General features: G+C 64.7%; 13 protein-coding genes. 5 read left to right on the forward strand and 8 right to left on the reverse strand.

Going from position 1 to position 14,853, the window contains the following annotated elements:
- Positions 1–5: 5 nt before the first annotated feature.
- Entirely contained in the window at positions 6–1,634 is a 1,629-nt protein-coding gene (locus CXY83_RS16590) for a DUF4389 domain-containing protein (protein WP_199184986.1), read from the reverse strand.
- Positions 1,635–1,779: 145 nt separating this feature from the next.
- Between CXY83_RS16590 and CXY83_RS16595 the strand changes: the two genes are divergently transcribed.
- The 4 genes from CXY83_RS16595 to CXY83_RS18675 all read left to right on the forward strand — a co-directional run bounded on the left by CXY83_RS16595 (position 1,780) and on the right by CXY83_RS18675 (position 3,960).
- Positions 1,780–2,187 carry a cupin domain-containing protein gene (locus CXY83_RS16595; RefSeq protein ID WP_104198397.1) on the forward strand — a complete coding sequence of 136 codons (408 nt, stop codon included), beginning with the start codon at positions 1,780–1,782 and terminating at the stop codon, positions 2,185–2,187.
- Positions 2,188–2,251: 64 nt separating this feature from the next.
- Entirely contained in the window at positions 2,252–3,037 is a 786-nt protein-coding gene (locus tag CXY83_RS16600; protein WP_104198520.1) for an alpha/beta fold hydrolase, read from the forward strand.
- A complete protein-coding gene (locus CXY83_RS16605; protein WP_104198398.1) occupies positions 3,034–3,498 on the forward strand; it encodes a MarR family winged helix-turn-helix transcriptional regulator in 465 nt (154 codons plus the stop codon). The genes CXY83_RS16600 and CXY83_RS16605 overlap by 4 nt, the downstream gene beginning before the upstream one ends.
- A gap of 231 nt (positions 3,499–3,729) precedes the next feature.
- On the forward strand, positions 3,730–3,960 hold the full coding sequence (locus CXY83_RS18675; RefSeq protein WP_104198399.1) for an HIT domain-containing protein: 231 nt from the start codon (positions 3,730–3,732) through the stop codon (positions 3,958–3,960).
- 179 nt (positions 3,961–4,139) lie between these two features.
- On the opposite strand, the gene CXY83_RS16615 is transcribed toward CXY83_RS18675, so the two are convergent.
- Positions 4,140–5,945, reverse strand: coding sequence for an ABC transporter ATP-binding protein (locus CXY83_RS16615; RefSeq protein WP_104198400.1), 1,806 nt, complete (start codon positions 5,943–5,945; stop codon positions 4,140–4,142).
- Positions 5,942–7,801 carry an ABC transporter ATP-binding protein gene (locus CXY83_RS16620; protein WP_104198401.1) on the reverse strand — a complete coding sequence of 620 codons (1,860 nt, stop codon included), beginning with the start codon at positions 7,799–7,801 and terminating at the stop codon, positions 5,942–5,944. The genes CXY83_RS16615 and CXY83_RS16620 overlap by 4 nt, the downstream gene beginning before the upstream one ends.
- Before the next feature lie 585 nt (positions 7,802–8,386).
- Between CXY83_RS16620 and CXY83_RS16625 the strand changes: the two genes are divergently transcribed.
- Positions 8,387–9,076, forward strand: a complete 690-nt coding sequence (locus tag CXY83_RS16625) for a DedA family protein (protein ID WP_233201027.1) — start codon at positions 8,387–8,389, stop codon at positions 9,074–9,076.
- 23 nt (positions 9,077–9,099) lie between these two features.
- Here the strand turns inward: CXY83_RS16625 and CXY83_RS16630 are convergent, their stop codons facing one another.
- From CXY83_RS16630 to sucD, 5 genes are all read right to left on the reverse strand, one after another.
- Positions 9,100–10,179: a Glu/Leu/Phe/Val dehydrogenase family protein gene (locus tag CXY83_RS16630; RefSeq protein WP_104198402.1), complete on the reverse strand. Its 1,080-nt coding sequence runs from the start codon at positions 10,177–10,179 to the stop codon at positions 9,100–9,102.
- A gap of 146 nt (positions 10,180–10,325) precedes the next feature.
- A complete protein-coding gene (gene purH, locus CXY83_RS16635; RefSeq protein ID WP_104198403.1) occupies positions 10,326–12,002 on the reverse strand; it encodes a bifunctional phosphoribosylaminoimidazolecarboxamide formyltransferase/IMP cyclohydrolase in 1,677 nt (558 codons plus the stop codon).
- The gene (gene purN / locus CXY83_RS16640) at positions 11,999–12,592 is read right to left on the reverse strand and encodes a phosphoribosylglycinamide formyltransferase (protein WP_104198404.1); all 594 of its coding nucleotides are present in this window, start codon (positions 12,590–12,592) and stop codon (positions 11,999–12,001) included. Before purN ends, purH begins: the two co-directional genes overlap by 4 nt.
- A gap of 10 nt (positions 12,593–12,602) precedes the next feature.
- Positions 12,603–13,850, reverse strand: a complete 1,248-nt coding sequence (locus CXY83_RS16645; protein WP_104198405.1) for a DUF6350 family protein — start codon at positions 13,848–13,850, stop codon at positions 12,603–12,605.
- Between the two features lie 103 nt (positions 13,851–13,953).
- The gene (gene sucD / locus CXY83_RS16650) at positions 13,954–14,841 is read right to left on the reverse strand and encodes a succinate--CoA ligase subunit alpha (RefSeq protein ID WP_104198406.1); all 888 of its coding nucleotides are present in this window, start codon (positions 14,839–14,841) and stop codon (positions 13,954–13,956) included.
- Between the last annotated feature and the right edge of the window lie 12 nt (positions 14,842–14,853).

Genomic DNA, 14,853 nt, shown 5'->3' on the forward strand with positions numbered 1-14,853 from the left:
ACTGTCTACAGCGTCGACCCAGCGGGCGTTTGAGCGTCGGTTTCGGTGGCAGGCTCGGTCGGGCCCTGATCCAGTCGGAACGGCGGGTATTCGTCGCGCAGCAGCGCCGTGTACGTCACGACGCGAAACACCCAGCGGTTGACCCCCATGATGACGTTGAACAGCGGCCGCTGATACCGGCCGGTGAACAGCAGGATAACCCCGGCGACCACGACGAGAATGCCGAGGAGCGACACCCCGTCGGTTCCGCCAGCACCCGCGCCGCCGTCGCCTCGCCAGGGGTAGGCCCCGGCCGCCCCGCCACCGACGAGTACCGTGAGCAACACCAGGTGCGGAATGGCGAGCAGCCAACTCTTCACGAGCACGAGGCCGCGCGACAGTCGCTCGGGGTATTCGACGTCGAAGTCGGCGGGGTAGTCGGTGTGCGCGAGGGTGAATGGCGGGTATCGGTCGGTACCGAGGGCTGAATAGGCGTAGAACAACACGCGCCAGCTCCACCGCAGCACGCCCACGTTGAAATGAAAGATCGAACGCGGGTAGCGACCGGTGAACAGAATCGCAAACGCCGCCACCACCGTCGTGACCAGGAACGCGAACCACAGGCCGGCGAGCAGTACGAAGTGCGGAACGGCCAACAACCATTTGATCAGCCACAAGCCACGGGACAGCACAGGGTCGAGGTCCCCGGTCAGTGCTGACGGATACACGGGTTTGACCGAGTCAGAAGCGCCCAGAACGGATGCCTGTAGCGCGGTCGCCGCCCGGGCGACCCGCTGCGGGGCGACCGGGCCTGTCGCATCCACTCGGCCGAAGGCGGGCGGCTGCACTGGCGCGCCAGCATCACCGAAAGCACCGGGCGCGCCCGGCGTCGGCGTGAGCCTTCTCCCGAGGCCGATGGCACCGAATACGACGAGAAGGGCACCGAGCAGAAAAAGGATGCCACCGCCCAGGACGAGCCCCATGCTGACCGGCCCCAGCAGATCGGTGTGGACGCCGGCTGCGAGGTTCACCGCGATTCCGGGCCTGGCGTCGGCATTCATCACCACGACCGACCAGTCGCCCGCAGCGGGTTTCCAGATGATCTCCTGAGCTCCCGAGCCCGCTGCAGATTCGGTCCAGAAAGTCTGGTCGGCGGGAGCGGGGGGCGTTTGGGTGCCGGGAACGTCGAGGTAATCGACCCGAAACGGTGACGTCTGCACGTCACGCAGCTCGCTATGGTTCACGTCGGCGAGGTACGCATCGACGTCGGCGCGTGGCGCAATGCCGATGAACACGTCCCGGTCGGTCGCGACATTGCTGGCTTGCAAGCGCAGCGTGGCCAGGTTGAATCCGACTCCGGTCGGCACATTGAAGTCTCTGCCAATGTCAAAATTCGGCGATGTGATCGCGGACGAATCGGTCGTGAAGGTCTCGGCCTTCGACGTGAAGTATCCATCATTTCCCTGGGCCGCCGTGGCGACGGCGAGCGACGTTCCCCCGGACAGCATGCCAGCACCGACCATGCCCAGCACCGTGCCCAGCACGAGCATGATGACCGCACCCGGGCCTGTCCCTAACCGTACGCGACCGGGAGTTGTGGGCGCTGAATCGGAAGGGGGCAGCGCGGGTCGGGTAGGTGAATTCAGGTTACTCATCGTCTGGCAGCCTTTCTGAAAACGTTTATGCCCCGGGAATGAACGTTCGATTCCAGCATGCCCCACCTCCGCACGCCTGACCAGTGACCAAAGACCCGACTGTGGTTTGCTGCGCAGGCCTTCGGCGCGGTGCTACCGTGCTGACATGCAGAGCGATCCAGTCGTTACCAACCCGCAGTTCTATCGGGTGATCTTTGAAAACGAGCGGGTGCGGGTGCTCGAGTACCTCGACCGGCCCGGCGACGAAACAACGCCGCATCGGCACCCGGACAGCGTCATGTTCACCCTCACGGCCTTCACCCGGCGGCTGACTACCGGCGGTCGATCCGTCGACCTTGAGCTCCCGGAGGGCGTGGCTCGGTGGCTCCCCGCCCAGGAGCATGCCGGTGCGAACATCGGAGAAACGGCCACGCATACCATTTTCGTGGAACTCAAGGAACCTGCCCCGGATCCACTCGCCCCCGGCTCCCCCGAGCCCCTCGGTCCCGTTGGTCCCCTCAGTCCCGCTGATCCCCTCAGTCCCGCTGATCCCCTCAGTCCCGTGCCCGATTGAGCTGACCGACTCGACTGGAGAAGCCATTGGCTATCCGGCTGTCGCTGTGCGCTACATTAATGACATGTCATTCAATGATGCATTATCTAATCTCGGTGGGACAGTTCTCCCGACAATCGTGTGCGTGCCGTGCTTTTCGGGTGCGCCGTGGGACTTAGCCGCGCTCCCCGGTCTCGTTGGACTTCCAGCGCGCACAATGCGACTGCCAGAGGACGTCGCTGACGTTGAAAATTACGCCACTGCCCTGGCTGAACAGGTTCACGGTCTCACGTCGTACGTTCTGGTGGGAGATTCGTTCGGCGCCGTCATTAGCCTTGCCCTCGCCGCCCGGCAGCCGGCAGGCCTTGTGGGACTCGTGCTTTCCGGAGGCTTCGCCGCAAACCCGCTCCCGAGATGGAAGGGCATCGCCGCGAAACTGTCGAGGTTCGCCAATGGCGCCGTCTACCGGCACGGCACGCTCCGGTTTCACGCCTTCCAGCTCGCTTCACACTTCGACGCCGAGGCAGAAGTACCGCACACTCAAAACGACTACCGAGACCTCTTTGTGCAGAACACTCCGCGATCGAGCTACACGGCGCGAGTGACGTCCATCACCCGCTTCAATATGATCAACGACCTGGCACGAGTTGATGTACCAACGCTCGTGCTGACGCCAGCAGATGACCGACTGGTCGGCGCGGAAGCTGCGCGCCAACTGCTTGACGGCATTCGCGACTCGTCGGAGATCGTGTTGCCCAAAACGGGTCACATGTTCCGCTTCACTCATCCCACCCTGTATTCGAACGCCATCCGCACCTTCGTCGACAGCGTCCAAGGGGTTCGTGATTCGGCCGAATTCGGCGCATCATGAATGCATCCGAAGAGCTGCGATATCTCGTTCTCGCAGCCCAACGCGAAGGCAACCGAATCCTTCTCGATCTGCTTCGCCCCCTCGGTGTATCACCATCCCAAGCTGAGGTGATTCGGGTGGTGGCCGATCACGGTCCTCTTTCCTTGGTCGACCTCGGAGTGTTGCTTGTTTGTGAAACCGGCAGCCCCAGCCGTCTGGTGGATGGTCTGGTGACCGCGAGCCTGCTCGAGCGGATACCGGCGCTCGACGACCGGCGCCGAGTGATCCTCTACCTGACGGATACCGGTCGCGAGAAGGAAGTCAGTATTCGGAGCGTCGAAGCCGTACTTCATAGCTTCATCGAGCAATCGATGACTGCTGTTGAGATTGAGAGCGTCAACACGTTACTGCGTAAGTTCGTCTCTGGCCGCCCGGCCGGAATCGCGGTAGACCGCCGCTCGTCAAGCTCTTCGGCAAGTTGAGGAGCACTGTCCCGCGGAGGGTTCCCCTTGCGTGCGTGGCGCTCAAGCTGTTGGTCATTCCGGCGCCCGTGCCGCAGCGGCGTCCGCTCCGACCGTTCGAGGCGGCGAGCGACGCCTCCGAATTAGAGGTCCGGATCCGTTCATGTTGCATGCAATATCTGTCACCGTGTTGTGACTACCCTTGTGGTGCCGAAGCAGCATGTGAAATATCTGTAGGATCTGCACCCCGACATGGCTGCGTGTCTCGGAGTGGGCTTGCAACGGGTGGCTCGGCGACTGGAAGACCGCCTACAACCCGACGGGCTGACGTTGTTTCAGTCCAACCGATCGGCTGGGTGGCAGACAGTCTTCCATGCTCATTTTCACCTCGTCCCGAAAGCGACGAATTGGTTCCGTCGTGGACGAAGCGGGATGGCGACTACGAAGACTAGACGTCCACCCGCTCGGTTCACCTGCCGCTAGCGCTGAGCACACCTGCGGGTCACGAAACGGCGGTCTCGAACAGGTCGCCGGGGACAACCCGCAACCGGGTCATCGGCACGAGGACTACCGAACCTGACGTTCGACGTGCACGACCGTCGTGGTCCGAGAATGGTCCGTTTCCGGGAGCGACGAAGACGCTCGCCGTCTCCCGGGAGTGGCTATACGAGGGACTCGCGCCAGGCGGCGTGCATGGTCGCGAAACGGCCGGTTCCCGAAATGAGGTCATTCGGGGTTCCGTCCTCCACGATGCGACCGTGTTCCATCACGAGCACCCGATCGGCGATCGCGACCGTCGACAGGCGGTGGGCGATGATCACGGCCGTGCGATCAGCGAGCAGGGTTTGCAACGCCTCCTGCACGAGCCGTTCGCTCGGGATGTCGAGCGACGATGTAGCCTCATCGAGGATGAGCACCGCCGGGTTGGCGAGAAAAGCGCGCGCAAACGAGATCAACTGGCGTTGCCCGGCTGACACGCGCCCGCCACGCTTGTTCACATCGGTGTCATAGCCATTCGGTAGATTCTCGATGAATTCGTGAGCACCGACAGCAGCCGCGGCAGCGCAAATTTGCTGCGCCGAGGCATCCGGTTTGCCGATTGCGATGTTCTCGGCGACCGAACCGCTGAACAGGTAGGCCTCCTGGGTGACCATGACGATCGCGCGCCGCAGATCTTTCGGGTGCAGGTCACGCAGGTCTACGTCATCGAGCCGAACCCGGCCATCCGTCGGGTCGTAGAACCGGCTCATCAGCTTGGCGAGCGTCGATTTGCCAGCTCCGGTCGACCCGACCAGAGCGATGGTCTGCCCGGCCGGAATGTCGAGGTCGAAGTGCGGCAGGATCTCCCGATCCGCCTGATACGCGAACTGCACGTTGTCGAACCGCACCCGACCATGAGCCTCCCAGAGGTCCACCGGGGCGACTGGATCGGGCACGCCGGGGCGCTCCTCGAGCACGCCCGAGATCTTTTCGAGCGCCGCAGCGGCCGACTGGTAGGAGTTGTAGAACATCGCCATCTCCTCCATCGGGTCGAAGAACCGGCGAGTGTAGAGCAACGTCGCGAGCAGTGCTCCGATGGCCAGCTGGCCGTCAGCCACCCGAAAACCACCAACGAGCAGCACGGCAGCGACCGTGACGTTGCCGATGAGAACGAGCCCCGGGTCGAAGACCCCGAACAGCTGGATGACGCGCGCGTTGACCATGCGGTAGCTTTCGACGAGCTTGCCGAACACGGTCTCGTTGTGCTTCTCGGTGCGAAAAGCCTTCACGGCACGAATACCGGTCATCGTCTCGACGAAACGCACGATCAGGCTCGCCGATGCGACCCGCGACTGCCGGAACAGGCTCTGCGAGCGCACCTGGAACCAGCGGGTGAGAATGACGAGCGGCAGCAGTGCACCGAGGAGCACGAGTCCACTGGTGCCGTCGAGCAGCACCAGGGCGATCGCGGTGAACGACATATAGAGGATGCCCTGCACCAGCTGGTTGATGCCGGAATCAAGCAGTTCGCGTATGGCATCGAGGTCACTGGTCTGGCGCGAGATGATGCGGCCGGAGGTATACGACTCGTGAAATTCGAGGCTGAGCTTCTGCGTGTGCAAAAATACCCGCTTGCGCAGGTCGATCAGGACGCCCTGGCTCACCCGGGCGCTCAACACGGTGTACCAGGCGATGAGCAGCGCGCCGAGCACCCCGGCGACAAGGTAGATCGCGCCGGTCGCGGCAAGCGGCACCCAGTTGTGCTTGAGCAAGGCAGGTAGCCCGCGGTCGATGCCGAAGGCGATGAGCGCGGGGCCGGCGACCTGGGCTGCCGTTGAGACGACGACCACGAGCATGGCGAGCACGACCTTGGCCCGCACCGGCAAGAGGAGCGAGCCGAGCAGCCGCAGCGAACGCGCGCGAATCTGCTTGCTCTCGGCCTTGGTGAAGTCGTGGCGTTCCTCGCCCTTGACACCACTGACGGTCACAGCTTTTCCTCCGCTCGGTTCGATTCTCTGCGTTCTTCGTCTTCGAGGCTGGAGATGACGAAGGTGTAGTGCGCGCTGGTGCGCAGTAGCTCGGAGTGCGTTCCGACGGCGGTGATGCGGCCGTCTTCGAGCAGTGCCACGCGGTCGGCGAGCATGACCGTTGATGGTCGGTGCGCCACGATGAGCGCTGTGGTGTCGACGAGCACCTCGCGCAGCGCGTTCTCCACGAGCGATTCGGTGTTCACATCGAGCGCCGACAGCGGATCGTCGAGAATGAGAACGGATGGCCGCGCCGCGACCGCGCGGGCAAGCGCCAGACGCTGCCGCTGCCCGCCGGACAGGCTCATTCCCTCTTCGCCGACGAGGGTGTCGACGCCGAGGGGCAAGTCGTGCACGAAATCGGCCTGCGCGATCTGTAGGGCCTGCGCGAGTGCGGCATCCGCTTCGGGGCTGCTGTCGGCCAGGTCGGCGCGACCGAGTAGAACGTTGTCACGAACGGATGCCGAGAACAGGGTGGCATCCTCGAATGCCATCGCAAGGTGGCTGCGCAGTTCCTCGCGGCGCAGCGCCCGCACGTCGACACCGTCGAGCGTCACGGCGCCCGCAGTCACGTCATACAGCCGGGTGGTGAGGGCCGTGAGGGTGGACTTACCGCTTCCAGTGAGGCCAACGAGCGCCATGGTCTCCCCCGGCTCGAGAACGAGGTCGATGCCGTTGAGCAGGTCAGGAAAGCGCTCGGGCGAGTCCGGGTAGCGAAAATGCACGTTATCGAACGCGAGCCGGCCGAGCGGTGCCGCCACGGTGGCCGGTTCCTTCGGGTCGGTGATCTCGTTCGGGGTGTCGAGAATGTCGAAGAAGCGGTCGGTCGCAGTGCGCGCGTCGAAGGTCATCGAGAGCAGGAACCCGATCGATTCCACGGGAAACCGCAGCACGGTGGCGGTGGCGAAGAAGGCCAGCAGCTCGCCGCTGCTCAGGTCGTCCTGGCTGGTGAGCCAGACGCCGACCACGAGGCAGAACGCGAATGCAACGTCGGGCACGAGCAGCAACCAGAGCCAGATGCCCGCAATGGCGCGGGCCTTCTCAATCTCGGTGCCGCGCAGGCTTTCCGCCTGCGAGGCGAAGTTCTTCAGCGCGAACGACCCGCGGCCGAACGCTTTGAGCACGCGAATTCCGTGCACGGACTCTTCGACGGCGGTTGCGAGGTCACCGGCCTGGTCCTGGCTGCGCCGGGCGATCACGGAGTACTTCTCCTCGAAGACGTAGCCGTAGATCCAGATCGGAATCGAGCAGACCACGAAAATCACGCCGAGCAGCCAATGCATCCAGAGCAGAATGACGACGCCGACGACGATGGTGAGGAAGTTGACCACGAGCAGCACGAGCCCGAACGACACCCAGCGGCGAATGAGGTTGAGGTCGCTCACCGCGCGCGAGAGCAGCTGCCCGCTCGGCCAGCGGTCGTGAAAGCTCACCGGCAGGTCCTGCAGCCGGGCATAGAGGTGGTTGCGCATGCGCGCCTCGATGTGAGTGCCCGGGGTGAGTACGAACCAGCGGCGCAGGGCGATCATGATCGCCTCGAGCACACCGAGTCCGAGAACCATCCACACGGCTGGCCAGATTTGTACGGCGCTGTCGCCGTTCCCGACCGCGCTGAGCGGGCCGTCGACGAGCCAGGCCAGCACCTGCGGTATGGCCAGGGCCACGAGACCGGCAAGAAGCGCCGCGACCATGCCGCAGTAGATGCGCGGCAGGGCCGGTTTGGCATAGGGGTAGAGCCGTTGCAGGCTGCGAAAGGTGTTGCTGCGTACTGGGGCGTCATTGGTGGGCGGCGGTGCCTTCGATGCAGTGGTGGTCATGGTCCAGTCCTGATTGTGGTGCGGCCGCGCCTCGGGTTGCGCCGGGCAGGGGATGATTCTGGTCGCCGATAGCGTGCCGAAAATGGGCTGGCAGTGCCAACGAGAACGTACCGCAGTGGTGAGGTGCCCTGCGCGGCGGTAAGGCGCGGCGGTAAAGCGCGGCTGAGTTGGCTCACGGGCACACATGCTGAGTGCCTGCCCTGATGAGCAACTGCGAAACTAGCCGGCGCAGGTCACCACGGCGGCGGCGCGGGTGGTGAGGCGGGCAGGGAAAGAAGCGCCAAAGGAAGCGCCGTGGTTCGCAGCCGTTGCGAGCGTGATCGGTGCTGTCTTTGTCATGTCTGCCTCCTGGGCGCCTCAAGTATGTCTGTCACATGCCCCCGGAACAGGCAGCCTTTTAGAATATTGGGAAACGGGGGCAGAACACAAGTATTTTCTGAACCGGGAGCATCCGCTCGCCGGGCGGGCATGCCTGCGTCGAGCCCGGACACCCCCGCATATCCCAGCATCACGTCCCGTAGTCTGGAGTCTGCGCCTCTCGTTGGCATGGCCATGCCCCGCGCTCGCTTGTTGGAAGGATTCTTCATGCTGCCCACCCTGTTCGGAATCGATTTTCTCGACTCTGAGTGGCTGATCCACTCGTTTGGATCATTCGTGCTGCTGGGCGTCGCCGTTATCGTGTTCGTCGAGACCGGTTTCATCGTGTTGTCGTTCCTCCCGGGCGATTCGCTGCTGTTCACCGTCGGCCTGCTTACCGCGACCGGCGTCGTGCCGCTGCCTATCTGGGTGACCTGCCTGGTCGTGTTCGTGGCCGCATTCGCCGGTGACCAGCTCGCCTACGTCATTGGCCGCAAGGCCGGCCCCGCAGTGTTCTCGCGTGAGAAGAACCGGTTCTTCAACCCGAAGAATGTCGAGCGCACCAACGCCTTTTTCGCAAAGCACGGCGGTAAGTCCATCATTCTGGCCCGTTTTCTGCCGGTCTTCCGTGCCTTCGTGCCGGTTGCCGCGGGCGTCGGCAAGATGCGCTACCGCAGCTTTGTGACCTACAACGCGATTGGCGCCTTCGCCTGGGGCGTCGGCCTCACCCTGATCGGTTTCTTCCTCGGTCAGATCGCGTTTGTCGAGGCGTACTCCGAGTACTTCATCATCGGCATCATTCTGCTTTCCGGAATTCCGATCCTCACCGAGCTGGCCAAGGCCGGTCGCACCACGCTGAAGGAGCGTCGTGTGGCCGCCCGCGTTGTGCCCACCATCCCGGTCGACCTGCGCGAATAAACCTTGTTCCTGCCGTGAGCAGCCTAGCTGGCGGCGTTCAGGCGGGTCACGGCGAGCAGTTCGGCGGCCGCGAGGGTCGTGATCTCGCTCGCGCTGGCATCCGTGAAGATCTGCGTGAGCACGGACCCGATGCCCGCAACGCGCTCGGTGATCTTGGCGCGATCGGCGTTCGGTTCGCTCGCCAGGTCAAGGTAGACGACGCCGCCGGCGTTGACGACGAAATCGGGCGCCCAGAGAATGCCCCGCGCATTTAACTGGGCGGCGCCGGCCGGATTCTCAAGCTGGTTGTTGGCTGCGCCGCAGATGCCGAGCACGTTCAACTCCGCGATCACGGCGGATGTCAGCACACCACCGAGGCCGCACGGCACGAACAGATCGGCATGCACCCGGTGCGCATCAGCGACCGGCACCCAACGGGCGCCGAGTTCATCGGCGAGCGCGCGCTTGTCGGGGTTGATGTCGGTGACGGTGAGGGTGGCGCCAGCGCCAGCGGCGGCCGTTGCAACGCGGCCACCAACCTGGCCGAGGCCCGAGATCACCAGGTGGCGGCCGCGCACCTCGCGACTGCCGAACAGTGCCTCCAGGGTGGATTCGATGCTCGCGTACACGCCGGCCGCTGTGGCATCCGCTGGCTCGCCGACGCCGCCGCTCGCGGCAGGCAGCCCGCAGACGTGGCTCGTGCGTTCGGCCACGATGGCCATGAGCTCGGCGCTCGTTCCGACGTCTTCGGCCGTCATGTACGCGCCTTTCATGCTCTCGATGGCATCGCCGAGGTCGAGCATGGCCAGCCGCTTCCCGGCGTCGGTCAGCACCGTGCCGAGCGGCAGATAGATGACGCTCTTACCACCGCCGCGGTTGAGACCGGCGGCCGCGTTTTTCAGGGTCATGGCTGCGGAGAGGCGCAGGGCGTCGGCGACCGCGTCGGTCCAGCTTGCGTACTGCCAGAGGCGCGCGCCGCCGAGGGCCTGGCCGAGACGGGTCGAGTGGATGGCCACCGTGATCATCAGCCCAGATCGTTTTCCCGTTTCGATCAATACTTTTTCATGGGAAAGTGGAATCTGCGCGAGGGAATCGAGGGCTGCGGCCGGGTGCGTGAGGGTCATGGAAACTCCATTGTTTCGGGCCTTGTGGGCCGAGTGTGGCGGCGCCGGTGTGTGGCACCGCCGCGTTCAGGATAACCGGTGGGCGTGCGGACTACCCAAAAAGCACCCCCGATTCAACGTCGAAGGTGCTTTTCGTGGGTGGAAACCTAGTGGAAGAAGTGGCGCTCTCCCGTGAAGTACATCGAGACACCCGCCGCGGTGGCTGCGGCGATGACCTCGGGGTCGCGCACCGATCCGCCGGGCTGCACGACGGCGGCGATGCCAGCGTCGAGCAGCACTTCGAGGCCGTCGGCGAAGGGGAAGAACGCATCCGACGCGGCGACCGAACCCGCGGCCCGTTCGCCGGCGCGGCTCACGGCGAGGTGACAGGAGTCGACCCGGTTGACCTGGCCCATACCTACCCCGACGGATGCCCCGGCGTGCGCGAGCAGAATAGCGTTCGACTTCACCGAGCGGCAGGACTTCCAGGCGAATTCCAGATCGGCGCGGGTGGCGGCATCCACTTCGGGACCCGCTACGAGAGTCCAACCGCTTGAGCTGAAGTCTTCGAAGCTGTCGGTCTCCTGCACGAGCAGGCCGCCGGAGATCTGGTGCAGTTCGAGCGAAGAACGCTCATAGTCGGCGGGCAGCTCCAGCAGGCGGATGTTCTTCTTCTTGGTGAGCAGTTCCACTGCTGACGGTTCAAAGCCGGGGGCGACGAGCACTTCGGTGAAGATCTCGCTGATGGTTTCGGCCATACCCAGAGTGACCACGCGGTTCGCAGCGATCACGCCGCCAAACGCGGAGATTGGGTCGCAGGCATGCGCGCGCAGGTGGGCGGATGCGATGGGATCCGGTGCATTGGGCTTGGCGATGGCGATGCCGCAGGGGTTGGCGTGCTTGACAATCGCAACGGCCGGCTCGCTGAAGTCGAAGGCGGCGCGCACCGCGGCATCCGCATCGACGTAGTTGTTGTACGACATTTCTTTGCCGTGCAGCTGCCGGGCTTGCGCGATGCCGCGGCCACCGTCCCCGACGTAGAGCGCGGCTGCCTGGTGCGAGTTCTCGCCGTAGCGCAAGATCGCGTCGCGAGTGACCTCGATGCCGAGCCCCTCGGGGAACGGCGACTCGTCGTCATCATCGTCGTCGTCGTCATCGTCGTCGTCAAAGGTGGCGTCTTCATCGAGCGCCTCCGTGTCGTCCTGCCACTGGTCGTAGACGTTCTCGGTGAACCAGGCCGAGACGCTCAGGTCGTAGTCGGCGGTGTGCTCGAAGGCGAGCGAGGCGAGCTTCTGACGCAGCTTGAGCGTTGAGCCACCCGCGGCCATGGCTTCGATGATCTCACCGTAGTTGACCGGGTCGACGACGATGGCCACGTTGGCGTGGTTCTTAGCGGATGCCCGCACGAGCGCCGGTCCGCCGATGTCGATCTGCTCGATCACGTCGGCCGGTTCGGCGTCGCTCAGGGCGGTTTCGACGAAGGGGTACAGGTTGACAACGACAAGCTGGAAGGCCTTGATGCCGAGCTCGGTCAGCTGCGCTTCGTGCGCTTCGAGGCGCAGGTCGGCGAGGATGCCGGCGTGCACCCCGGGGTGCAGGGTCTTGACCCGGCCGTCGAGCGATTCCGGAAAGCCCGTAACCGAAAAGACGTCGGTGACGTCGTAGCCGGCGGCGCGAATGGTGGCCGCGGTGGAGCCGGTGGAAACAATTTCGACGCCTCCGGTTGTCAGTGCAGCGGCGAGCTCGAGCAGTCCGGTCTTGTCGCTAACGGAAATGAGCGCACGCTCGATCACGATCTGGTCCCGGTTACGGTACGAGCTGGGCGCGCTGGTGTGAGCGATCATGCGTTGCTGTTCTCCTTGAGGTTCATGTGTCCGTTGGCGATGTCGAGCACAGCCTGGATGAGTAGGCGCCGCTCGACGATCTTGATGCGATTCTGCAGGGAAGCTTCGGTGTCGCCGGTCAGAACGTCGACGCGCTCCTGAACCAGGATGGGGCCAGCGTCGACACCGTTGTCGACCACGATGATGCTCGCTCCGGTTCGAACCGCGCCAGCGGCCAGGGCATCGCGCACGGCGTGCGCCCCCGGAAACTCGGGCAAGTAAGCGGGATGGGTGTTGATCAGGTTTGGCGACAGGGCGGCGACCACGCGCGGCGGCAGCAGCCGCATCAGGCCGCTGAGCACAACCAGGTCGGGCTGCCACTGCTGAATCTGCGCGAGCAGTTCGTCGCCCCAGGCCGCCCGGTCAGCGAAAGAGGAGAACGGGACGGAGAAGGCGGGGACACCGAATTCGACGCCGAGCTCGAGCCCGTCGGCGTCACGATCAGCTCCGATCGCCACGATTCGTGCCGGAAACTCGGCGTCTTCTGACGCTTCCAGCAGGGCTCGCAGGTTGGATCCTCCACCGGAGATCAGCACGACAATAGACAGCACGATCTTGAGCCTACCGTTTGGCGGAGCGCCGAGAGGGGAGCCGTACCCGGCCGGCGAGCATGCCGAGTGCCGCAGCGACGCCGATTTCGGCGGCGGCGAGCGCGCCGACCAGTAGCGGATTCGGCCCGACCTGAACCAGTCGACCCGGGCCCATCGCGCCGGCCGACCACCAGGCGAGCAGGCCGAGGAGTGTGCCGGCGACGACGCCCATGCCGAGGCCGGTGAAAACGTGCGCTCGCGTGGTTCTCTCGGGAACCCCAGCGCGGTCCAAAAACTGCCGGGTCACGACAGCGAAAACGAAACCGATCAGAACGGGCGCAAGCAACCCGAGAAAGCCGTAGGTCGGGGTGCCCTGCGGGAGGGCGCCGAACAGAGGCAGGCCGGGAAGGGTTCCCACGACGGTGCCGATCGGCGAGACGGTGGTGCCAGCGCCGAGCGCGATGCCTGGCCCGACGAACCACGCGGCAGCCCAGATAACGAGGTTGGGAATGAGTGCGAGCTGCGCCAGGGTGATGGTAGCGCCGCCGAAGATACCGGCCTGCACCGCCTCATAGAGCCCGATAATGGTCGCGTAATTGACCGCGATGAGCACGGCAACAGCCACGGCCGACACGATCAGCACGCCCGCGGCGGCGGCTGTTCCACCGCGCAGTGCACCCTCGATGACGGTGCGACCGGTGTGCGGTATCCGCTGGTAGGCCGAGCGGATACCGCGGTTCACCCGATCCAGGCCGACCACCGCCCCCGCGGTCTTGCGCCGCCCCAGTTCCGCCCCCACCAGAACCCCGGCAGCATAGATGAGCGTCGGCAGCACGAGCCCCTGCAATTGGTTGGGCGCAACCGTTTCCGACACCGCGGACACGGTCACCAGCGCAGCGAGAACTGCGTACGTGCCCACGGCGACGCCGACGCCGGTGACGAGGTGCGGGGTCTCGGCGGCGCGACGGCCAGTGTGCACGCCCATCAGCACCGAGAGCATTGCGAAGCCGAGCGGCACCACCGAGATGAGAAAAGGGGTGTCTGCGCCGGTCAGGGCGAGCGCAGCGGCGACGTCAGGGCCAAGCTGCACCGTGAGGTCGACGCCGTTGCCGAGCAACCAGATATCAGCGGCAGCGCGCCAGAAGACGAACCATTCCACAGAGAGGCCGAAGTGGGCGGCCCAGAGCACGGTGAGCGGCACCATCGCGATACCGATGCCAATGGCAACGATAAGTAGAGCCTCGAGAGCGGCGAGCAGGGCGGTCGTTATGCGGTTCATCCGTTGCGAGCCTATATCGCCGGGCCGATAATGCTCACCAGCACGCGCCCACCCATGCAGAAAGGGCCCGCCGAAATTTCGGCGAGCCCCTTCCGACAGTGAATTACAGTGCGGCGAGTGCCTCACGCAGCAGGTTCGCAGCCTCGCTCGGCGTCTTGCCTACCTTGACTCCGGCGGCTTCGAGGGCTTCCTTCTTGCCCTGAGCGGTTCCGGCTCCGTCGGAGACGATGGCGCCGGCGTGGCCCATGGTCTTACCCTCGGGGGCGGTGAAACCGGCCACGTAGCCGATGACCGGCTTCGTGACGTGCGCCTTGATGTACTCGGCGGCCTTCTCTTCAGCGTCGCCGCCGATTTCGCCGATCATGACGATCGCCTTGGTCTCCGGGTCGTTCTCGAAGGCCTCGAGGGCATCGATGTGCGTGGTGCCGATGATGGGGTCGCCACCGATACCGATCGCGGTGGAGAAGCCGAGGTCGCGCAGTTCGTACATCATCTGGTAGGTGAGGGTACCCGACTTGGAGACGAGCCCGACCGGGCCCTTGACCGTGATGTTCGCCGGCGTGATGCCGACGAGTGCCTCACCGGGCGTGATGATGCCGGGGCAGTTCGGGCCGATGATGCGGGTCTTGTTGCCTTTTTTGATGGCGTAGGCCCAGAACTCGGCCGAGTCCTGCACGGGAACACCCTCGGTGATGATGACGAGCAACGGAATCTCGGCATCGATCGCTTCGATGACGGCGTCCTTGGTGAACACCGGCGGCACGAAGATGATCGACACGTCGGCGCCGGTCTTCTCGACGGCCTCGGCGACCGTGCCGAAAACGGGCAGCTCGACGGTGCCGTGCACGACGGTGGTACCGGCCTTGCGGGCGTTGACGCCACCGACGACCTGGGTACCGGCCTTGAGCATGAGGGCGGTGTGCTTGGTGCCCTCACCTCCGGTGATGCCCTGAACGATGACCTTGGAGTCCTTGTTGAGGAAGATTGACATGCGTGGTTGTCC

Source organism: Cryobacterium sp. M15, from assembly GCF_002929675.1.
In the GTDB taxonomy this organism is placed as follows: domain Bacteria; phylum Actinomycetota; class Actinomycetes; order Actinomycetales; family Microbacteriaceae; genus Cryobacterium; species Cryobacterium lyxosi.